The organism is Mesorhizobium sp. M0028 (genome assembly GCF_040323855.1).
Lineage (GTDB): Bacteria > Pseudomonadota > Alphaproteobacteria > Rhizobiales > Rhizobiaceae > Mesorhizobium.
On record NZ_JAMYVG010000016.1, the window covers coordinates 82555 to 103855 of the forward strand.

At 64.1% G+C, this 21301-nt stretch carries 19 protein-coding genes; 5 read left to right on the forward strand and 14 right to left on the reverse strand.

What is annotated here, in order from left to right; all coding sequences use genetic code 11:
- Nucleotides 1–22: 22 nt before the first annotated feature.
- From NKJ93_RS24365 to NKJ93_RS24395, 7 genes are all read right to left on the reverse strand, one after another.
- Nucleotides 23–1036: an ABC transporter ATP-binding protein gene (locus NKJ93_RS24365; RefSeq protein ID WP_023717962.1), complete on the reverse strand. Its 1014-nt coding sequence runs from the start codon at nt 1034–1036 to the stop codon at nt 23–25.
- Nucleotides 1029–2141, reverse strand: a complete 1113-nt coding sequence (locus NKJ93_RS24370) for an ABC transporter ATP-binding protein (protein WP_352548911.1) — start codon at nt 2139–2141, stop codon at nt 1029–1031. Before NKJ93_RS24370 ends, NKJ93_RS24365 begins: the two co-directional genes overlap by 8 nt.
- A 3-nt stretch (nt 2142–2144) precedes the next feature.
- Complete coding sequence (locus tag NKJ93_RS24375) at nt 2145–2345, reverse strand: hypothetical protein (protein WP_023717960.1); 201 nt, start codon at nt 2343–2345, stop codon at nt 2145–2147.
- A complete protein-coding gene (locus NKJ93_RS24380) occupies nt 2342–3292 on the reverse strand; it encodes a carbohydrate ABC transporter permease (RefSeq protein ID WP_023717959.1) in 951 nt (316 codons plus the stop codon). The genes NKJ93_RS24375 and NKJ93_RS24380 overlap by 4 nt, the downstream gene beginning before the upstream one ends.
- A complete protein-coding gene (locus NKJ93_RS24385) occupies nt 3289–4236 on the reverse strand; it encodes a carbohydrate ABC transporter permease (protein ID WP_031211681.1) in 948 nt (315 codons plus the stop codon). The genes NKJ93_RS24380 and NKJ93_RS24385 overlap by 4 nt, the downstream gene beginning before the upstream one ends.
- A 122-nt stretch (nt 4237–4358) precedes the next feature.
- Nucleotides 4359–5690 (reverse strand): ABC transporter substrate-binding protein, encoded by a 1332-nt coding sequence (locus NKJ93_RS24390; RefSeq protein WP_023717957.1) that lies wholly within the window; start codon nt 5688–5690, stop codon nt 4359–4361.
- A gap of 212 nt (nt 5691–5902) precedes the next feature.
- Nucleotides 5903–6592, reverse strand: a complete 690-nt coding sequence (locus NKJ93_RS24395; RefSeq protein ID WP_352483983.1) for a PIG-L deacetylase family protein — start codon at nt 6590–6592, stop codon at nt 5903–5905.
- A 26-nt stretch (nt 6593–6618) separates the two neighbouring features.
- On the opposite strand from NKJ93_RS24395, the gene NKJ93_RS24400 reads away from it, so the two are divergent.
- From NKJ93_RS24400 to nhaA, 5 genes are all read left to right on the forward strand, one after another.
- Complete coding sequence (locus NKJ93_RS24400) at nt 6619–7509, forward strand: DMT family transporter (RefSeq protein WP_352483984.1); 891 nt, start codon at nt 6619–6621, stop codon at nt 7507–7509.
- Between the two features lie 75 nt (nt 7510–7584).
- Entirely contained in the window at nt 7585–10164 is a 2580-nt protein-coding gene (gene hrpB / locus NKJ93_RS24405) for an ATP-dependent helicase HrpB (protein WP_352591621.1), read from the forward strand.
- A 91-nt stretch (nt 10165–10255) separates the two neighbouring features.
- On the forward strand, nt 10256–11581 hold the full coding sequence (locus NKJ93_RS24410) for an ActS/PrrB/RegB family redox-sensitive histidine kinase (protein WP_352483986.1): 1326 nt from the start codon (nt 10256–10258) through the stop codon (nt 11579–11581).
- Between the two features lie 63 nt (nt 11582–11644).
- A complete protein-coding gene (locus NKJ93_RS24415; RefSeq protein WP_023676342.1) occupies nt 11645–12208 on the forward strand; it encodes an ActR/PrrA/RegA family redox response regulator transcription factor in 564 nt (187 codons plus the stop codon).
- A gap of 91 nt (nt 12209–12299) precedes the next feature.
- Nucleotides 12300–13493 carry a Na+/H+ antiporter NhaA gene (nhaA, locus tag NKJ93_RS24420; protein WP_352483987.1) on the forward strand — a complete coding sequence of 398 codons (1194 nt, stop codon included), beginning with the start codon at nt 12300–12302 and terminating at the stop codon, nt 13491–13493.
- A gap of 49 nt (nt 13494–13542) precedes the next feature.
- Here the strand turns inward: nhaA and NKJ93_RS24425 are convergent, their stop codons facing one another.
- The 7 genes from NKJ93_RS24425 to NKJ93_RS24455 form a co-directional block, all read right to left on the reverse strand.
- Nucleotides 13543–14970 carry a gamma-aminobutyraldehyde dehydrogenase gene (locus tag NKJ93_RS24425; protein WP_352495756.1) on the reverse strand — a complete coding sequence of 476 codons (1428 nt, stop codon included), beginning with the start codon at nt 14968–14970 and terminating at the stop codon, nt 13543–13545.
- A 25-nt stretch (nt 14971–14995) separates the two neighbouring features.
- Entirely contained in the window at nt 14996–15811 is an 816-nt protein-coding gene (locus tag NKJ93_RS24430) for an ABC transporter permease (RefSeq protein ID WP_352591624.1), read from the reverse strand.
- Entirely contained in the window at nt 15801–16751 is a 951-nt protein-coding gene (locus tag NKJ93_RS24435) for an ABC transporter permease (RefSeq protein WP_023717950.1), read from the reverse strand. The genes NKJ93_RS24430 and NKJ93_RS24435 overlap by 11 nt, the downstream gene beginning before the upstream one ends.
- A 14-nt stretch (nt 16752–16765) precedes the next feature.
- Nucleotides 16766–17764 (reverse strand): ABC transporter ATP-binding protein, encoded by a 999-nt coding sequence (locus tag NKJ93_RS24440; RefSeq protein ID WP_352483990.1) that lies wholly within the window; start codon nt 17762–17764, stop codon nt 16766–16768.
- Between the two features lie 182 nt (nt 17765–17946).
- On the reverse strand, nt 17947–19101 hold the full coding sequence (locus NKJ93_RS24445) for an ABC transporter substrate-binding protein (protein ID WP_352483991.1): 1155 nt from the start codon (nt 19099–19101) through the stop codon (nt 17947–17949).
- A gap of 198 nt (nt 19102–19299) precedes the next feature.
- A complete protein-coding gene (locus NKJ93_RS24450; RefSeq protein WP_023717947.1) occupies nt 19300–20226 on the reverse strand; it encodes a LysR family transcriptional regulator in 927 nt (308 codons plus the stop codon).
- A 66-nt stretch (nt 20227–20292) separates the two neighbouring features.
- On the reverse strand, nt 20293–21069 hold the full coding sequence (locus tag NKJ93_RS24455) for a DeoR/GlpR family DNA-binding transcription regulator (protein ID WP_352484001.1): 777 nt from the start codon (nt 21067–21069) through the stop codon (nt 20293–20295).
- Nucleotides 21070–21301 lie beyond the last annotated feature (232 nt).

Below are 21301 nucleotides of genomic sequence, written 5' to 3' on the forward strand. Positions count from 1 at the left end.
CAGGAAAACACTCGCGCAGCGCTCACATCAGCCGTCGCCCATCGGCGCCGAAATACAGCGGCGAGCGATAGCGGATCATGATCTTGTCGCCCTGCGCCAGGTCGGTGTCGGGGTCAGTCAGCGTCACCAGCTTCTTGGTCCCCACCGTCACGTGCAGATGGTTCTGGTCGCCGAGATGCTCGACCCAATCGACGACGCCGTCGGCATGGCCGTTCGCCGCCTTCTCGATCGAAAGATGTTCGGTGCGCGCTCCGATCGTCTTGGTTCCCGCCGGCGCGCCGCCATCCGGCAGCAGTCCGACCGGCAACAAATTGATGGCCGGTTGGCCTAGCCTTGCCGCGACGTGAAGGTTTGCCGGCTCAGAATAGATCGTGCGCGGCGAACCGATCTGCACCAGCACGCCGTCGGCGAGGATGCCGATGCGGTCGGCCATGGTCATCGCTTCGATCTGGTCGTGTGTGACGTAGAGCATTGTAGCGCCGAGTTCGGCCTGGATGCGCTTCAGCTCGAGCCTGAGATCGGCGCGCAGCTTGGCGTCGAGCGACGACAGCGGCTCGTCCATCAGGTAGATCGACGGTTTGCGCACCAGAGCGCGGCCGATGGCGACGCGCTGCATCTCGCCGCCCGACAGTTTGGTCGAGCGATTATTCAGCTTGTGGTGGATGCGCACCATCTTGGCCACATCCTCGACGCGGCGGCGGATCTGATCCTCCGGCATTTTGCGCGCCGGCGAGCGTAGCGGAAAGGCGAGGTTGTCGTAGACCGACAGATGCGGATAGAGCGAATATTGCTGGAACACGAAAGCGGTGTCGCGCTCGGCCGGCGACAGCGTCGTCGTGTCGTGGCCGGCAATATGGATCGAGCCCGCTTCGGGCCGCTCCAGCCCAGCGATCAGCCTGAGCGTCGTCGTCTTGCCGGCGCCAGTCGGCCCGAGCAGCACGACGAATTCCCCGTCGGCGATATGCAGGTCGAGATTGTCGACGGCGACATGCTCGCCAAAAACCTTGGTCACGCCTTTGATGTGAACGTCAGCCATGATGCGCTCTCCCCTGGGAGGCCGACTCATGGATTTCGGTGCGCACCGCACGGCCGGATCCTTTTGCGAACAGCGACAGCCGCGCGCTGCTCAGCGCCAGGCCGACATGATCGCCCGGATTGAGCCGGATTTCGGCCGGCACCCTGGCCTTGATGATGCCGTCTGCCGTCTCCACCGCCACGATCTGCGTGGTACCGAGATACTCGGTGCCGTAAATGGCGCCGCGCAGCTTCGAAGCGTCATCGAAACGGATGTGCTCCGGCCGGATGCCAAGCGCCATCTCAGCCGGCGCAATATCCTCCCGCACCTCCGGCACGGCCACCTTCGCGCCTTGCACAACAATTTCCCTGGCGCCCTTTGAAAGGCCGCCGCCGAAGCCGAGGAAATTCATCGGCGGCGAGCCGATGAAGTCGGCGACGAACATCGTTGCCGGCCGGTCGTAGATTTCGCGCGGCGTGCCGAACTGCTCGATGACGCCATGGTTCATCACCGCGATCTTGTCGGCCATCGACATCGCTTCCATCTGGTCATGCGTGACATAGACGGTGGTGGCGTGGATGCGGTTGTGCAGGTCGCGCAGCTCATGGACCATCAGGTCGCGGAATTCGGTGTCGAGCGTGCCGAGCGGCTCGTCCATCAGGAAACACTTTGGCCGCCGCACGATGGCGCGGCCGAGCGCTACGCGCTGGCGGTCGCCGCCGGCAAGCCCGGAGACGGATTTGTTGAGCAGATGGTCGATCCGCAAAAGCTTCGCCGTCTCTTCCACCCTGGCCCGGATTTCAGCACCTGGCATGCCTTGCGCCAGCAACGGAAAGCCGATGTTCTTTCTCACATTCATGTGCGGATAGAGCGCGAACAGCTGGAAGACGAAGGCGATGTCGCGCTCGCGGGCACGCCGCATGGTGACGTCCTCGCCGTCAAGCAGGATCTTGCCGCCGGTCGGCAGTTCGAGCCCGGCGATCATACGAAGCGTCGTCGTCTTGCCGCAGCCCGACGGCCCCAGCATGACGAAGAACTCGCCGTCTTCGACGACGAAGTTGGAATCCTGCACGGCGACGAAATCGCCGAATGCCTTCCTCAGATGTTCGACCCTGATCTCGGCCATCGTCTACTCCGGAAATTTCGAGACGATGATGAACATTGCCGTGCCGGCCAGCATGGTGATGAAGGAATAGGTGTAGAGCGCCAGCGCGAAGGGCTGGAACAGCATCAGGAAGCCGATCGCGATGATCGCCGTGGCGACGTTTTCCATCAGCCCGCGCCTGGCCCAAACGGGCCAGCGCGATTTGCGTTTTGCGGTCAGGTTCATTTGCGCACCGCGCCGAAGGTGATGCCGCGCAGCAATTGCTTGCGAAGCAGGATGGTGAAGACCAGGATCGGCACCAGGAAGATCGTTGTGCCGGCCGCGACCGCCGGCCAGTCCTGGCCGCCTTCGCCGATGATGGTCGGGATGAAGGGCGGCGCGGTCTGCGCCGTGCCCGAGGTCAGTAGCGCAGCGAAGGCATATTCGTTCCAGGCAAAGATCAGACAGAAGATGGCGGTTGCGGCAATACCGGTGGTCGCCTGCGGCAGTACCGTGCGCCAGAACGCCTGCAGCCTGGTGTAACCGTCGATCATCGCCGCTTCTTCATATTCGCGCGGGATCTCGTCGATGAAGCCTTTTAGCAGCCACACTGCCAACGACACGTTAACCGCCGTATAGAGCAGGATCATGCCGAGAGCCGTGTCCGACAGGCCAAGCTCGCGATACATCAGGTAGATTGGGATGGCGACAGCGATCGGCGGCATCATCCGCGTCGACAGGATGAAGAACAAAAGGTCGTCGGCGAGCGGCACCTTGAAGCGCGAAAAACCGTAGGCCGACAGCGTGCCGAGGAACACTGCGCAAAAGGTTGAGCCGAAGGCGATGATCAGCGAATTGACGAAGCGCGGCATGAAGTTCGAGGGGCCGGCGATCACCATGTTGCGCTTGCGCACCGTCTCGTCGCAAAGGCCCGTCGCCGGCCCCAGCGAGTTGATGTATTCCGGCGTCTGCCTTGTCCGCGTCGTGAACAGGTTGCAGTAGCCCTCAACGCTGGGCTGGAACAGGATCTTCGGCGGATAGGCGATCGAATCCGGCGGCGTCTTGAAGCTGGTGGCGAAGATCCACAGCAGCGGCACGATCGAGATCAACGCGTAGGCGACGATGATCGTGCCGGCGACGCGCTTTGACGTGGCCGAGGGCGCGACGACCGAATGGGCTGACGTCAGGCTCATCTCTGCTTCACCTTGTTGAGCGCCTTGACGTAGATGTTCGCCAGGCCGAACACCGCGACGAACAGGATGATGGCGAAGGCCGAGGAATAGCCCGTCCGCCAGCTTTCGAAGGCCTGCCGCTTCAGCGTGATCGAGGCCACTTCGGTGGTCGATCCCGGCCCGCCACCGGTCAGCAAATTGACCATGTCGAACATCTTGAAGTTCTCGATTCCGCGAAACAGCACCGCCAGCATGATGAAGGGCAGCGCCATCGGCAGCGTGATCGACCAGAACTGCCGCCAGTTGGAGGCGCGGTCGACCTCGGCCGCTTCGTAGATGTATTCGGGGATCGAGCGCAGGCCGGCGAGGCAGATCAGCATCACGTAGGGAGTCCACATCCAGGTATCGACGATGATGATCGACCATGGCGCCAGCGACACGTTGGACAGCATGCTGATCTCGGTTGCCGGAATGCCGGTGACGAACGAAACGGCGTAGGCGAACAGCCCGATCTGCGGCTCGTAGAGGAAGCGCCAGAAATTACCGACCACCGCCGGCGACAGCATCATCGGCACCAGGATGATGGTCGTCCAGAAGGCGTGGCCACGAAACTTGCGGTCGATCAGCCAAGCCAGCGTAAAGCCGATCAGCGTCTGCAGCAGGATGGTCCAGAACACGAAATGCGCCGTCGTCTGCATGGCGATCCAGATGTCCTGGTCAGCGAGGATGCGCTTGTAGTTGGCCAGCCCAAGGTTCTTCACCACCTCGTTGGGGCGATTGGCGCGAAAGTTGGTGAAGGACAGGTAGATCGCCCAGAACAGCGGGAAGATATTGATGGCGAGAAGCAACAGGATCGTCGGCGAGATGAACAGCCAGGCGAGGCCCTTGTCGCTGATGCCCCGGACCTTGCGGGCCAACGGCTCAGGCGTAGCCCGGGCAACGCTGTCCGCCGTCCGATTGAGCATGGTCAGTCCTGCTTCGGTCACTTGGATCGTCTCGACAATGGAATTTATCTGAACTGTGTCCCGTGCCAAGGGCGGCACGGGACGGTTCGGTCATGGGCTCGGGAGGAGCCGGTTACATCCGATTACATCTTGCCATCGTCCTGGAAGACCTCGGTCCAGTCCTTGACGAGGCCGTCGAGCGCGTCCTTGGCCGAGCCTTGCCCGGCAACGACATAGTCGTGGAAGCGCTTCTGCGATGCCTGCAGCAGCGGTGCGTAGCTCGGCTCGGCCCAGAAATCCTTCACGATGGCCATAGAGTCGAGGAAGGTCTGCGCATAAGGCTGGCTGGCCGGGAAGCCCGGGTCCTTGACGACCGCGTTGAGGCAGGAATAGCCGCCGAGCGACCACCATTTGGACTGCACGTCCTTGTTGGCGAACCATTTGATGTATTTGAGCGCGGCTTCCTGCTTGTCGGAATAGGAGACCACCGAGATGCCCTGGCCGCCGAGCTGGGCGAACTGGTCGCCGTCGGGACCCTTGGGATTGACGAAATAGCCGATCTTGTCGCCGCCGACATTTTCGTCCTTCTGCAGGCCTGGCCAGGTGAAGGCGAAGTTCATGTGCATCGCCACCTGGCCGGATTTGAAGGCGTCGACGCCTTCGCCCATGTAGCTGTTCGAGGCGCCGGGAGGGGTGCAGCAATCATAGAGCGCCTTGTAGAACTCCAAGCCCTTCACCGATTTATCGGAGTTGACGAAACCTTCCATCTCGTAGGGCTTTTTCGGATTTTCATACTGGAAGCCGAAGCTGTAGAGGACGTCCATGGCACCCATGGTGATACCTTCCGAGCCGCGCTCGGTGTAGATCGACGCGCCATAGACGGTCTTGCCGTCGATCTCGCGCTTTTGGAAGAATTCGGCGATCTGCCTCAGCTGGTCGAAGGTTGTCGGCGGGCCGAGATCCCAACCGTATTTCTCCTTGAATTCCTTCTGCAGTTCCGGCTTGGAGAACCAGTCCTTGCGATAGGTCCAGCCGACGACGTCGCCCATAGCCGGCAGCGCCCAGTAATTCGGCGAGTTCTTCGGCCATTCCGAGTAGCCGACGACAGTCGCCGGCACGAAATCGTCCATGCTGATCTTCTCCTTGTCGAAGAAGTCGTTCAGCTTGACGTAATGGCCGTTCTCGGCGGCGCCGCCGATCCACTGGCTGTCGCCGATGATCATGTCGCACAGCTTGCCGTGCGAATTCAGCTCGTTGAGAAAGCGGTCGGCATAGTTGGTCCACGGCACGAATTCGAATTTCATGCCGATTCCGGTTTCCTTGGTGAAGTCCTTGGACAATTCCACGAGCGCGTTAGCCGGGTCCCAGGCTGCCCAGCAAAGCGTCAGATCTTCTGCCTGCGCGACGTTCGAAACGGCTGTCGACGCGAGGAGTGTCGATGCCAGTCCCAACGCCAGTTTCAAGGTCGATTTCATGCCTTCCTCCCATTTGCGAAACGCGTCCGGATGACGGTTTCAAGAGCCCGCTAAACCCCTCCTCCGGGGCCTAAACACAACGGCGCGGCAACACGTCGGATGTTTAGTAATTTGTTTAGTGATGCAATTTTTACTAAACAAGGCAAGCGAATTCGTTGCTGCACCGCAGCATGCTGGATAGGAAAGCAACGTGAGAAGTTGCGGCGACCTGCCTAGGTCACCGTCTTGTTGCTGACCGCCACCGGACGGATCACTGGGGCCGGCGGCAGCAGCGCGCGGATATCGGCGAAGGGGAAGACCGGCTCGAAGCGGAAGGCCTCGGCGAACGATCCGGCTGGGCCGTTGCACTGGCCGGCGCGAAAGGCGTTCTGCGTGCGCGCCGCGTCGACGAAACGCTCGGGATCCTGCGATTGGTGCGCCCGGATCGCCTCCGCCTTGAGATCGAAATGCCTGGAGATATCGACGTAGTGCGTTGGCGAAAACCCGGTGCCGCCGAGCGTGTCGGCATGCAGCACCGGCACCGAGAATGACGCTGCGATGCGCACGCTATCCGATAGCGCGCGGTGGTCGCCATGATAGTCGTTCGGCGCATGGGTGATCGCCAGATCCGGCCCTATCTCGCCGATCAGTGCTTTCAGCGCCGCGATCAGGGCGGCGTCCGCCACCAGCGCGCCATCGGGAAAATCGATGAAGCGCGGCGTCACGCCAAGCAGACCGGCCGCCGCCGTCGCCTCTTTGCGGCGCGTGCGGGCAAGCGCGGCCGGATCGCCGTAGCCGCCCCTGGCGCCATCCGTGGCTACGGCAAAAAAGAGTTCTGCGCCTTGCGCGGCATAGGCGGCCATCGTACCGAACATGAAGATCTCGATGTCGTCCGGATGCGCGCCAAGCGCCAATATCTTCACTCTCATCCCTCCCGGAAATGGAAAACGTGCCCAACGGAATTCTGCTCGCTCTCATCGCCTATGCAAGCTATTCGTGCAGCGACGCGGTTGTCAAAAGCCTGGGCGGGCAGTTCAACGTCTTCGAGATCGGCTTCTTCTCGACATTGTTTGCCGGCTGCTTTCTGCTCTTTGCCAGGCCGCCAGGCGAGCGTTGGCGCGATTTCTGGCGCACGACACGGCCTTGGGCGGTACAGGCCCGCGCCTGGGCCGGCATCGCCTCCGGCGTGCTCAGCGTCTACGCCTTCACCACCATCCCGCTGGCGGAAGTCTATGCGCTGATCTTCCTGGCGCCGCTGTTCGTCACCATCCTGGCCACGCTCGTCCTCAAAGAGAAGGTCGGCCCATGGCGGTGGCTGGCGGTCGTCGCTGGCTTTGCCGGGGTGATGCTGGTCGTCAGGCCTGGGTTTCGCGAGTTGCATCTTGGTCATCTGGCGGCGTTCATCATCGCCTTCCTGGCCGCCACCAATGTCATCCTGATGCGTTCGCTCGCCGCGCAGGAAAAGCGCACGACGATGCTCGGCGTGCTGATCGGCTACGGCCTGCTCTTCAACGGCGTCGGTGCGGCGGCTACCTCGTTCTCGCTGCCGGATGGCAGGCAATGGGCGTGGCTGGTGCTGGCCGGCGCCTTTACCGCCGGCGGTCAGTTGCTGCATCTGCTGGCGGTCAAATACGCGCCGGCCAACCGCATCGCGCCAACGCATTATTCGCAGATCGTCTGGGCGGTGGTTCTAGGCGCGCTGTTCTTCAGGGAATATCCGGATTTTCTGTCGCTGGTCGGGCTTGCCGTGGTCGGCGGTTCCGGTCTGCTGACGATGGTGCGCGAGGAGGTGCGGCTCGGCACGGTGCGCTGGAACCCGTTTGCGCGGACCCGACTTTGAGCTGGTACCAAGCTTGCGCGGCGACCGCCACCGCTGATATGCGATCGCTGCCAACTGGCTGCACATCATAGGACAATGACGACAAAACCTTTGCCGGACCTGCCGGTCTCCGCGGTCTTGCCGGCGCTCAATGAAGCGCTGAGCCATGGTAACAGCGCCGTGCTGGTGGCTCCGCCCGGCGCCGGCAAGACGACGCTGGTTCCGCTGACGCTGCTCGATGCGCAATGGCTCGGCGCCGGAAAGATCATCCTGCTCGAGCCGCGCCGCCTCGCCGCCCGCGCTGCCGCCCGCCGCATGGCCGAACTGCTTGGCGAAGAGCCCGGTGAAACCGTCGGCTATGCCATGCGCATGGAAAACCGGACTTCCGCGAAGACCAGGATCGTCGTCGTCACCGAAGGCGTGTTGTCCCGCATGATCCTCGACGATCCCGAGCTGCCTGGTGTCTCGGCGGTGTTGTTCGACGAGTTCCACGAACGTTCGCTCGACGGTGATTTCGGGCTGGCGCTGGCGCTCGACGTGCAGGGTGCGCTGAGGCCCGACCTCAGATTGCTGGTCATGTCAGCGACGCTCGATGGCGCGCGTGTCGCAAAATTGCTTTCCGGCGCGCCGGTGATCGAGAGCGCAGGCCGCGCCTTTCCGGTCGACATCCGCTATGACGAGCGGCCGGCCGGCGTCACCATCGAGGATGCCATGGCCAGGGTGATCCGCTCGGCGCTTGCCGGGGAGGAGGGCAGCGTGCTTGTCTTCCTGCCCGGCCAGCGCGAGATCGAGCGCACCGCCGAGCGGCTGGCGGGCAAGGTCGGCGCCGACACCGACATCGTGCCGCTCTACGGCATGCTCGACAACAGGACGCAGGACGCAGCGATCAAGCCGGCGCCGCCCGGGCGTCGCAAGGTCGTGCTGGCGACGTCGATCGCCGAAACCTCCATCACCATCGACGGCGTGCGGGTCGTCATCGATTCCGGCCTGTCGCGGCTGCCGCGCTATGAGCCGGCCAGCGGCCTGACGCGGCTGGAGACGGTGCGTGCTTCCCGCGCTTCCGCCGACCAGCGCGCCGGCCGGGCCGGGCGCACACAGCCGGGCGTCGCTATCCGGCTGTGGCGGGCCGAGCAGACAGCGGCACTGCCGGCCTTCACGCCACCGGAAATCCTCGAAGCCGATCTCTCCGGCCTGTTGCTCGATTGCGCGGCGTTCGGCGTTGCCGATCCGACGAGCCTGTCCTTCCTCGACCCCCCGCCGGCTCCGGCGCTCAACGAGGCAAGGGCGCTGCTGCGCGCGCTCGATGCCGTCGATGCGGCAGGGCGCTTGACGGAGGCCGGTGCCGCGATGCGCAAGCTGGCTCTGCCGGTCCGGCTCGCCCACATGGTCGCCGAGGCGGCAAGGACCGGCCAGGCGCTCGAGGCGGCGATGCTGGCCATGCTGCTCACCGAGCGCGGCCTTGGCGGCGATGGTGCCGATCTCGAACGGCGGCTGATGCGCTTTCATGCCGAAAGATCGCCGCGTGCCACCGCTGCCCGGCAGCTGGCCGAGAGGTTGGCAAAGCAGGCTTCACCCTCCCCCTCGACGGGAGGGTCGGCGAGCGAGCCGAGCGCAGCGAGACGAGGGAGACGCGGGGTCGCCGATGGCGTGCCCGAACCGACCCCACCCCGGTCCGCTACGCGGATCGACCCTCCCCTCAAGGGAGAGGGCAGCACCGCCGGCGCTCTCCTCATCCATGCCTGGCCGGACCGGGTCGCTAAAGCTCGCGGCGAGCGTGGCCGCTTCGTGCTTGCCAACGGCTCCGGCGCCATGCTCGACGCCTCCGACCCGCTGGCCGGCGAGACCTGGCTCGTCGTCGCCGATCTGCAGGGTAAGGCGCAGAACGCCCGCATCACCGCGGCGGCGGCGCTCGACGAGGCCGACATCCGCACCGCGCTGGCGGAAAAGATCGAGACTCGCCGCGAGGTGAGCTTCGACCGCGATAGGCGCGCGGTGCGGGTGCGCGAAACGGTTCGGCTCGGCGCCATCACGTTGTCCGAACGCATGCTGCCGGCGCCGACCGGTGCCGACGCAGACAGCGCCATTCTCGACGCCTTGCGCGAACACGGCCTGTCGCTGCTGCCGTGGAGCAGGGAAGCGGAGACGTTGCGGCAGCGGCTCGGCTGGCTGCATCGCGGCCTCGGTGCGCCATGGCCCGATGTCTCCGATGCGGCGCTCGTCGAGCGCCTCGACGACTGGCTGCTGCCGTTCCTTTCCGGCGCCGCATCCTTTGCCGCGATCGATCCCAGCGTGCTTTCGCAAGGCCTGATGACGCTGGTACCGCACGAATTGCAGCGCAAGATCGACACATTGGCGCCGACCCATTTCGACGCGCCGTCGGGCAGTCGGCTGCCGATCCGCTATGACGGCGAATGGCCGGTACTGGCAATCCGCGTGCAGGAGCTGTTCGGCCTCGACCGGCATCCCGCGATCGCCAACGGCACTGTGCCGCTGACGCTCGAATTGCTGTCACCGGCGCGCCGGCCGATCCAGACGACGCGCGACCTGCCCGGGTTCTGGCGCGGCTCCTGGGCCGATGTGCGGACAGACATGCGCGGCCGCTATCCCAGGCATGTCTGGCCGGAGAACCCGCTTCTCGCCGCCGCAACGAGCCGCGCCAAACCGCGCGGTGCCTAATGATTCCCGGACTGTTATCCCGAACGGAAGGCCAGCTTCGGCGCTTTTTCGGAAAAGACCTCCGGCTGTTTCCCCTCTATAATCATTGGCCATGATAAACATCCTGCACGCACCCGACTTCCAGCAAAGCCAGCGGCTGCGCCTCAACACGCTGATCAGGTTGCGCTGGCTTGCCATCGTCGGCCAGAGCCTGACCGTGCTTGTCGTCGCTTACGGGCTGAAATTTCCGCTGCCGGTCAGCATGTGTTTTGCGCTGATCGCTTGTTCGGCCTGGATGAACCTTTTGCTGACCTTCCGCTATCCGGCGGCGCATCGGCTTACCCCGCTCTCGGCCTTTGCCATCCTGACCTTCGACAGCCTGCAGCTTGCCGGCCTGCTCTACATGACCGGCGGCCTCACCAATCCGTTTTCGCTGCTGATGACCGTGCCCGTCGTCGTCTCGGCGACGTCGCTGCCGCTGCGGCTGACCGCCATGCTCGGCGCGCTGGTGATCGTGGCGGCGACGCTGCTGGTCTTTTACCACCTGCCGCTGCCTTGGCATGAGGGCGCACCATTGGCGATGCCGTTCATCTATGTCGCCGGCATGTGGATGGCGGTGTTCTGCTCCATCGCCTTTACCGCGATCTATGCCTTCCGGGTGGCCGAGGAGGCGCGGCTGCTTGCCAACGCGCTTGCCGCCACCGAACTGGTGCTGCAGCGAGAGCAGCATCTCTCAGCCCTCGACGGCCTCGCCGCGGCCGCCGCGCACGAGCTCGGCACGCCGCTCGCCACGATCACGCTTGTCGCCAAGGAGATGGAGAAGGCGCTTGGCGAAGATCCCAAATACGGCGAGGACGTGAAGCTGCTGCGTTCGCAGAGCGAGCGCTGCCGCGAAATCCTAAAGCGCCTGACCAGCCTTTCCTCCGAGAGCGAGGTGCACCTCTCGCGCCTGCCGCTGACCTCACTGGTCGAGGAGGTGACGGCGCCGCACCGCGATTTCGGCATTTCGATCAAGCTTCGGCCGGGCGAGCGCATCGGCCCGGAACCGGTGGGCCGGCGCAATCCCGGCGTCATTTACGGCCTCGGCAATCTGGTCGAGAACGCCGTCGACTTCGCTCGCAAGAACGTCACTGTACGCTGGAGCTGGAACGAGGCCGCCGTCAGCTTCTCGATCATCGACGACGGGCCGGGCTTTCCGCCGGAGATCATCGACCGCATCGGCGAACCTTATATGTCGACGCGACAAGGCACCGAAGCCGGCGGCGGCCTCGGCCTTGGCTTATTCATCGCCAAGACCTTGCTCGAACGCTCCGGGGCGACGCTCGATTTCCGCAATTCGAGCGAGCCCGGCGAGGGCGCTATCGTGCAGATATCGTGGCCGCGCAGCGTCTTCCTCAATCCCGAGCAGGCTTCGGCCACCATGTTCGACACGGCCTAAATTGGACAATAGCGTCGCGAAACTATATTTGCGTAAAAATCAGGCAGCAGGATTTTCAGCACGATGAGTACTGACGAAACGATTGGCGCAATGGTCGAAGGCGAGGACACCTCGCTGCTGATCGTCGACGACGACAAGCCGTTCCTGACGCGGCTTGCCCGCGCCATGGAAACCAGGGGTTTCGTGGTCGAGACGGCCGAGAGCGTCGAGGAGGCGGTTGCCAAGGCGCGCGCCAATCCGCCTGCCTACGCGGTGGTCGACATGCGGCTGGCCGACGGCAACGGCCTCGACGTCGTCGCCGCGATCCGCGAGAAGCGCGACGATGCCCGCGCCATCATCCTCACTGGCTACGGCAACATCGCCACCGCGGTGACGGCGGTGAAGCTCGGCGCTATCGACTATCTGTCGAAGCCGGCCGACGCCGACGACATCTTTGCAGCCCTGACCCGCACGGCGGGCGAACGCGCAGCACCGCCCGAAAATCCGATGTCGGCCGACCGGGTACGCTGGGAGCACATCCAGCGCGTCTATGAAATGTGCGACCGCAACGTCTCGGAAACCGCGCGCCGGCTGAACATGCATCGCCGCACGCTGCAGCGTATCCTCGCCAAGCGCGCGCCGCGCTAAAAGGCTCTGACTGCAGGCTTGCCCGGCCAGCGCTGTTTGCGCATCATCGCTTGGCGGTGTCGGACCTTGCCGCTGATACGACGGAGGCGACATGCAGGACGAAAAGCGGCTGGTCTCCATGCTGCGCGAATTCCTCGACAGCGAGGCGGCCGGCGGCCTCATCCTGATGGCTGCGGCGGCCCTGGCCCTGATCGTCGCCAATTCGCCGCTGGGCGAGGCTTATTTCTCCGCCCTCCACGCCTATCTCGGACCGCTCAGCGTCTCGCACTGGATCAATGACGGCCTGATGGCGGTGTTCTTCCTGCTGGTCGGCCTCGAGATCAAGCGCGAGATGCTCGACGGCCAGCTCTCGACCTGGCCGCGCCGCGTGCTGCCCGGCATCGCCGCCGCCGGCGGCATGGCGGTGCCGGCACTGGTCTACGTCGCCATCAACCGCAACAATGAAGCCGCTCTGTCCGGCTGGGCGATCCCGACCGCCACCGATATCGCCTTTGCGCTCGGCGTGCTGTCGCTGCTTGGCGGCCGCGTGCCGGGCTCGCTGAAGATATTCCTCACCGCGCTCGCCATCATCGACGATCTCGGCGCCGTGCTCATCATCGCGGTGTTTTATACCAGCGGGCTGTCCCTCGCCTATCTCGGCGCCGCCTTCGCCGTCATCGCGCTGCTGGTGGTGCTCAACCGCATGCGGGTGCTGACGTTGCTGCCGTACGTCTTGCTCGGCATCGTTCTGTGGGTTTTGGTGCTCAAATCGGGCGTCCATGCGACGCTTGCCGGCGTCGCGCTGGCCCTCACCATTCCATTGAAGATATCGCCGGGCAGCGGCCACGATCTCGACCATTCGCCGCTGCACCGGCTCGAACACGGCCTGCACAAAGTCGTCGCCTTTTTCGTCATCCCGATTTTCGGCTTTGCCAACGCCGGCGTCTCACTCGGCGGTCTCAGCGCTGCCGCCCTGGCCGAGCCGCTGACGCTCGGCGTCGCCGCCGGCCTCGTCGCCGGCAAGCTGGTCGGCGTGTTCGGGTCTTCTGCGCTTGCCATCCGGCTCGGCTTCGCCGATCTGCCGGTCAATGCCGGCTGGCTGCACATGATCGGCATTTCGCTGCTCTGCGGCATCGGCTTCACCATGAGCCTGTTCATCGGCCTGCTCGCCTTCGCCAGCGACGTCGCTCTGCAGGACGCGGTCAAGGTCGGCATCCTCGCCGGCTCCTTCATCGCCGCGCTCCTCGGCGCCACCGTGCTGCTGGTGGCGCCGGCGGCGGACGGGACGGACGAGGCGGAAGAATAGTCGCGCCGCCACTTCCGGCCTTCAGGCCACCTTCTCCCGCATCTGGACCCTACCCGTGCGCAATCATGACGTGGCGGACGGCTGTGTAATCCTCCAGCGCATAGAGCGACATGTCCTTGCCGTAGCCGGATTGTTTCAACCCGCCATGCGGCATCTCGTTTGTCAGCATGAAGTGGGTGTTAATCCAGGTGCAGCCATATTGCAGGCGGGCGGCCGTCGCCATGGCGCGCGAAACGTCCTTGGTCCACACCGATGACGCCAGGCCATAGTCAGAGTCATTGGCCCAGTTCACCGCCTCGTCGACTTCGGAAAAACGGGTGACCGAGACCACCGGGCCGAACACTTCGCGGCGCACGATCTCGTCTTCCTGCAGCGCGCCGGCGACGACGGTCGGCTGGTAGAAGAAGCCGGAGCCCTCGCCCGGCTTGCCGCCCGTGGTAATCTCGATGTGCTTGAGCTCAGAGGCGCGCTCGACGAAGCTCGAGACGCGATCACGCTGGCGACGCGAAATCAGCGGGCCGATCTCGTTCTCGGTATCGTCGGGGCGATCATACTTGATGGTCGAGACCGCAGCGGAGAGGTCGGCGACAAGCTTGTCGTAGATCTTCTTGCCGGCGTAGATGCGGCAGGCGGCGGTGCAGTCCTGGCCGGCATTGTAATAGCCGAAGGCGCGCAGGCCGTTGACCACCGCACCGAGATCGGCGTCATCGAACACGATGACCGGCGCCTTGCCGCCGAGCTCGAGATGTGTGCGCTTGACCGATTTGGCGGCGGCCTGCAGCACCTTCTTGCCGGTGGCGACGTCACCGGTGATCGAGATCATGTTGACCTTCGGGTGGTTGATCAGCGTGTTGCCGACACTGTCGCCGCGGCCGAGCACGACGTTGACGACGCCTTCCGGCAGGATATCGGCAAGGATTTTCGCCAGCTTCAGCGCGGTCAGCGGCGTCTGTTCCGACGGCTTGAAGACGACGGTGTTGCCGCCGGCAATCGCCGGCGCCAGCTTCCAGGCCATCATCATCAGCGGATAGTTCCACGGCGCGATCGACGCGACAACGCCGATGGCGTCGCGGCGGACCATCGAGGTGTGGCCGGGAATGTATTCGCCGGCGACCTGGCCGGGCATCGAGCGGACCGCACCGGCAAAGAAGCGGTAGCAGTCGACGATCGCCGGGATCTCGTCATTGAGCACGGCATTGATCGGCTTGCCGCAGTTCAGCGCCTCGAGCGTCGCGAAATCCTTTGCCGCGGCCTCGATGCGATCGGCGATCTTCAGGAGATAGCCGGCGCGCTGCGCCGGTGTTGTGCGGGACCAGGTGACGAACGCTTTTTCCGCGGCAAGCACTGCTGCCTCGATCTGCGCCGGGCTGGCCTCGGGCAGGTTGACGATGGTCGCCCCGGTCTTCGGGTTGAGGATCGGTTCCTCGGTCTCGGTGCCTTTTTCGAATTTCGAGCCGATCAGCATCTGCGTGTCCATGGAAGTCTCTCCCTTATGAACGAGATCATTTGCCCGAACCGGCGATCTGGTCGCCGTCGCGGGTCAGGTAATAGGCAGCGAGGATGGGAAGCAGCGTCACCAGCACCACGACCATCGCCACGACATTGGTGACCGGACGCTGGCGCGGACGGATCAACTCTTCGAGCATCCAGATCGGCACCGTTTGCTGCTGGCCGGCGGTGAAGGTGGTGACGATGACCTCGTCGAAGGACAGCGCAAAGGCCAGCATGCCGCCGGCCAGCAGCGCGGTTGCGATGTTGGGCAGCACGACATGCCGAAAGGTCTGGAAACCGTCGGCGCCGAGGTCCATCGACGCCTCGATCATCGAGCCGGACGTGCGGCGGAAACGGGCGACCGCATTGTTGTAGACGACGACCACGCAGAAGGTGGCGTGGCCGAGCACGATCGTCCAGAACGAGAACGGGATTTCGGCCAGCGCGAACGCCGAGCGCAGCGCGATGCCGGTGATGATGCCGGGCAGCGCGATCGGCAGGATCACCAGCAGCGAGATGGTTTCGCGGCCGAAGAATTGTGTGCGGGACACGGCGGCGGCGCACAGCGTGCCGAGGACCAGCGCGATGGCGGTCGAGATCGCCGCGACCCGTACAGACAGCGACAGCGCCTGCCAGACGTCGGGGCGGTTCCAGGTGACGGCGAACCATTGCGTGGTCAGGCCCGGCGGCGGCCAGACGAAGCTCTTCTCCTCGGTGGTGAAGGCATAGACGAAGATCAGCAGAATCGGCAGGTGCAGGAAAAGCAGGCCGCCGGTGGCAGCGAGCTTCAGGCCGATCGGCGCGGATGGGCCACGGTCAGAGCGCATCGAAAGCCCCCATGCGCTTGGCGCCCCAGAGATAGAAGCCCATGATGACGATCGGCACCACGGTAAAGGCGGCGGCGAGCGGGATGTTGCCGGCGGTGCCTTGCTGCGAATAGACGGCCTGGCCGATGAACAGCCGCGAGGTGCCGATGATCTGCGGGATGATGTAGTCGCCGAGCGTCAGCGAGAAAGTGAAGATCGAGCCGGCGACGATACCCGGCAATGCCAGCGGGAACAGCACGTTGCGGAAGGTCTGGCCGGGTGACGCACCGAGATCGGAAGAAGCCTCGACCAGATTGCCCGGCACGCGCTCGAGGGCCGCCTGCACCGGCAGGATCATGAACGGCAGCCAGACATAGACAAAGACGATGAAGGTGCCGGTGGACGATACCGACAGCGAGTTGCCGCCGACGATCGGCAGCGATAGCCAGGCATCAAGCAGCCACAGAAGATGCAATTTGGCCAGCAGCCACGTCAGGATGCCTTCCTTGGCGAGGATCAGCTTCCAGGCATAGATCTTGACCAGGTAGCTCGACCACAGCGGCAGCATGACGCCGAGATAAAACAACGCCTTCCAACGGCCGCGCGCATAGCGCGCCGCGTAATAGGCGATGGGAAAGGCAATGACCGCCGACGCAAACGTCACCAGCGCCGCCATCGTCACCGTGCGCAGGATGATGTCGAGATTGGCGGCCTGCAGCAGGTCGCCATAAGTCTTCAGCGTGAACTCGCGGTTGATGAGGCCGGAGAACTCGTCGATCGAGAAGAAGCTCTGCAAAAGCAGCGCGAACAGCGAGCCGATATAGACGATGCCGAGCCAAAGAACCGGCGGCAGCAGCATGAGCAGAAGCAGGAGTTGGGGCCGGCGCCAGAAGAGGTCGGAGAGCGCGCCGCGCAGGCCGCCGCTTCCCGGCAGGATGGCGGGGGTCGTGGCCCGCGGCATGGCGGTGTCCAGGCTCATCCCAGCTCGTCCATCAGATGCAAATGCTCGCGGTTGAAGGTGAGCACCACCGCCTCGCCTTCCCGGGGCAAGGCAGCACCCGCCGGCACGATGGCATGCAGCCGCAAGCCTTCGGCATCGAGCGCCAGTCTTATCGTCGCGCCGAGATAGTTGGTCGACACCAGGCGAGCCGCAACGCCGTCGCCCTTGGCCGCCCGGCCGATGCGAATGGATTCAGGGCGCAGGCTGCCCCAGCGATGCTGGCCGGCATAGCGCTGGACGAAATCCGGCGGCAGTACGTTGGACGAGCCGACGAAATCGGCGACGAAGCGGGTCTTGGGGCGCTGGTAGATGTCTTCCGGCGTGCCGATCTGCATGATCTTGCCGTCGTTGAAGACGGCGACGCGATCGGCCATCGACAGCGCCTCGCCCTGGTCATGGGTGACGAACACGAAGGTGATGCCGAGCGCCTTCTGCAGCGATTTCAACTCCTCCTGCATGTTCTCGCGAAGCTTGAGGTCGAGCGCGCCGAGCGGCTCGTCGAGCAACAGCACCTTGGGCTGGTTGACCAGCGCACGGGCGAGCGCGACGCGCTGGCGCTGGCCGCCGGAAAGCTGGCCAGGGCGACGCGCGCCGTAGCCGGGAAGCCGCACCAGCGCCAGCGCTTCTTCCGCCGCCTTTTGCCGCTCCGGTCTGCCGACGCCCTTGACCATCAGCCCATAGGCGACGTTGTCGAGCACGTTGAGATGCGGGAACAGCGCATAATCCTGGAACACGGTGTTGACGTTGCGGCGATAGGGCGGCACGCCCTCGGCGCGTTCGCCGAAGATCGAGATCGAGCCCGCCGTCGGCTGCTCGAACCCGGCGATGAGGCGCAGGCACGTCGTCTTGCCCGAGCCGGAAGGCCCGAGCATGGCGAAGAACTCGCCCGGCACGATGTCGAGATCGACCGCGTCGACGGCACGCACGCTGCCGAAATGGCGGGAGACTTTTTGGAAAGAAACGGCGGGGGTCATGGGTTGTCCTGATCTGTCAGGCTCATCAAATTCAGGGTAGCGCTGCCCCTCATCCGCCTGCCGGTACCTTCTCCCGTAGTGGACGGGGAGAAGGGAGGCGCTCCAACGCTGGCGACCCCCCGTTCTTCACGGGGAGAGGGTAAGGGTGAGGGGCAGCGCCGAGCTTCGTAGGTGAGACGAACTCACCGTCCGCCGATGACGCCGATATAGTCCGACACCCAGCGGTAATAGGGCACGCACTGGTCGTTCTGGGTGGCGCATTTCGAGACCGGCGTCTTCCAGAACTTGATCTTGTCGAAATTGTCGTAGCCGTTGGTCTTGCAGCCCTCTTCGCCGAGCAGTTCGTTGCCCTTGCAGGCGGCGGGCACCACCGGCAGCGAGCCGAACCAGGCGGAGACGTCGCCCTGCACTTTCGGCGACAGCGAATGCTCAATCCACATGTAGGCGCAGTTCGGGTGGGCCGCATCGGCCTCCATCATGGTGGTGTCGGCCCAGCCGGTGACGCCCTCCTCGGGAATGGTCGAGGCGACCGGCTTCTTGGCCGCGATCAGCGTGTTGACCTGATAGGGCCATGAACCGGAGGCGACGACGCCTTCGTTCTGGAAATCGTCGACCTGGATGGCAGCGTCATGCCAGTAGCGTCCGACCAGCGTACGCTGGACGCGCAGCAGGTCGAGCGCAGCCTTGTACTGGTCCTCAGTCAGTTCGTACGGATCCTTGATGCCGAGCTCCGGCTTGTGGGCCATCAGGTAGTTGGCGGCATCAGCAATGTGGATCGGCCCGTCATAGGCCTGGACGCGGCCCTTGTTCGACTTGCCGTCGGGTAGCTTCATTTCCTCGAACACGATGTTCCAGCTCTTCGGCACCTCCTTGAACACTTCGGTGTTGTACATCAGCACATTCGGCCCCCATTGGTACGGCACGCCGTAATGGACACCGCCGACGGTGAACCAGGGCGCATCCTTCAGCCGGTCGTCGACCGTCTTCCAGCTCGGGATGAGGTCGGTGTTGATCGGCTGGACGCGCTTGCCCGCAACCAGGCGCAGCGAGGCGTCGCCGGAGGCAGTGACAAGGTCGAAACCGCCTTCGTTCATCAACGAAACCATCTCGTCGGAGGTGTTGGCGGTCTTGACGTTGACCTTGCAGCCGGTTTCCTTCTCGAACGAGGTGACCCAATCATAGCCCTTGTCGGTTTCGCCGCGCTCGATATAGCCCGGCCAGGCGACGATATTGACCTCGCCTTCACCCTTGCCCAGCTCCTTGACCTGGGCGATGGCCTGGCCGGAGAAGGTCAGCGCGACCGTCAAGGCAGTGCATGATTTCAGCAATGAATTCATCGTCGATCTCCCATTTTGCATGACCTCGAAACCGGTTTCGGTTTTCGGAAAAGGTCATGCGCCCGTTCAAACGTTGGATGCGCGGCTCTAAGGGGCCGTGCTCCTGCGGCAGCTTTGTTCCCTGGCTCAAAAGTGCTGCGAAATTTCCGGTTTCGCAAATTCATTTATCAGAAAGCCGATATCGGTTTTTCCGATACATCACCGGCCGATCTTCTCGGGCCGTTGGCGCACCATGCGCTGCGACTGGGCAAGTCCGATGAAGTCGCGCGCCGCCTGCGGCAGGCCGGAGCCGCGCCGCCAGACCATGCCGACTTGGACGACCGGCAACGATCCCGAAATATCGCGCGATTCGATGCGGTCGCCTTCCAGCGACCATGGCCGGTAGACGAGGTCCGGCAGCAGCGCCACGCCGGCGCCGGTGGCGACGAGACTGCGCACCGCTTCGACCGAGCGGGTGCGGAATGCGACGTGCGGTTTGGCGCCGATCGCCGTCAGCAGCTTTCCGGTATTCTCCTCGATCTCGTCGACGGTCAGCATGATCAGCGGTTCCGAGGCGATATCGCCGATGCCGATGATGTCGGCACCGGCCAACGGATGGCCGAGCGGCAGCCACAGCCGGTAGGCCGAGACTTCGAGGATTTCGGACTGCAGCGCGGTGCGGTCGCGCAGGTTCGAGGTGACCATGACCGCAATGTCGAGCTTGCCGCCGATCAACAGGTGCTCGAGATAGTCGCCATTGTCCTCGATCGCCGAGACCTCGACACCCGGATAGGCGCGGCGGTAGCGGGCAAGAAGATCGGACAGCACATAGCCGGCGACCAGCGAGGTGACGCCAAGTTGCAGCCGCCCGCTTGCCGCGATCTGTTCGCCGAAGAAGGCGCGGCGCGCATCGGAAACGTCGGCAAGGATCTTCCTCGCATGGCGCAGGAACTGGTGGCCCTTGTGGGTGATGTTCAGCCCGCGCGGGTGGCGCTCGAACAGCTCGACGCCGAGATCGTGCTCCAGCTCCTTGATCGCCTCGGTGACCGAGGATTGCGAGATCGACAGATTCTGGGCGGCGCCCGACACCGTGCCTTGCTCGGCGACGGCGATGAAGAACTGCAATTGGCGGATGGTGAAAGCCATGGCCGGACTAAACACGGCAGAGGCGGCGCTGGGAAGTGGGTGCTGGTGCCGTTCTCCCGATAGAGCTCAGTCCTCGCTTCCGCCATCCGCAATGCTGAGCCGCGCGCCGGCCTGGGCAAGGGCGGCGGCGATGTCATGCGGCGGCAGACGGTCGGTCGCGAGTTCGGAAAAGCCGTCGAAGCCGCAGACCTGAACCAGACCCTGCCGGCCGAATTTGCTGTGGTCGGTGACGACAAGCGAACGCTGGCCGCGCGACAGCACCATGCGGGCGAACTCAGCCTCTTCGAGGTCATAGTCCATGACACCCGTGATGGCATCGACCGCGCCGGTCGAAATCACCGCGTGGCTGACGGAGAAGCGGCTGACGAATTCGATGGCTGAGACGCCGAAAGCAGCACCGGAATCGCTGCGCAGCTCGCCGCCGGCCATATAGACCTTGTTGCCGTTGACGGTGGCCAGCGTGCGGGCGATGTCGGAGGAATTGGTGACGACCGTCAGCCGCCGGTGGCCGAGCAGCTCGCGGGCCAGGAAGCTCGTGGTCGTGCCGGTGTCGAGCATGATCGACTCGCCGTCGCGGATGGTGGCAGCGACCATGCGGGCAATTGCCCGCTTGGCATCGGCGTTCTCACGCATGCGCCGCTCGAACGGCGCTTCGCCGGCAATCGACGGCAGGCCGACGGCGCCATGCATCTTGAGGATGGAACCATCGCTGGTCAGTGGCTTGACATCGCGGCGTACCGTCTCCAGCGAGACGCCCAGCCGGTCAGCCAGGCTGGCAATGGTGACGGTGCCTTCCTCCTTGAGGAGGCGCAGGATTTCGCCATGCCGCTTCGAGTGGCCCATCGGTTCCAACCGGTCGAATTGTTGCACCATTGACCGTTTCTACAGCATAAATGCCACTTACTCCAAGATATTTCGCAAAATTCGGGCAAAAAAGCAGAAAACACCACAATTTCGCGTTGACAACGTCTCCAGCCTGGCGCGACATTATCGCTGTGACAGGCTCGGAACGGAGGCCGACGGCTGAGCCGCACGAAAAATTGCTTGCCTGAACGCCTGGGAAATCCTCGGGTGC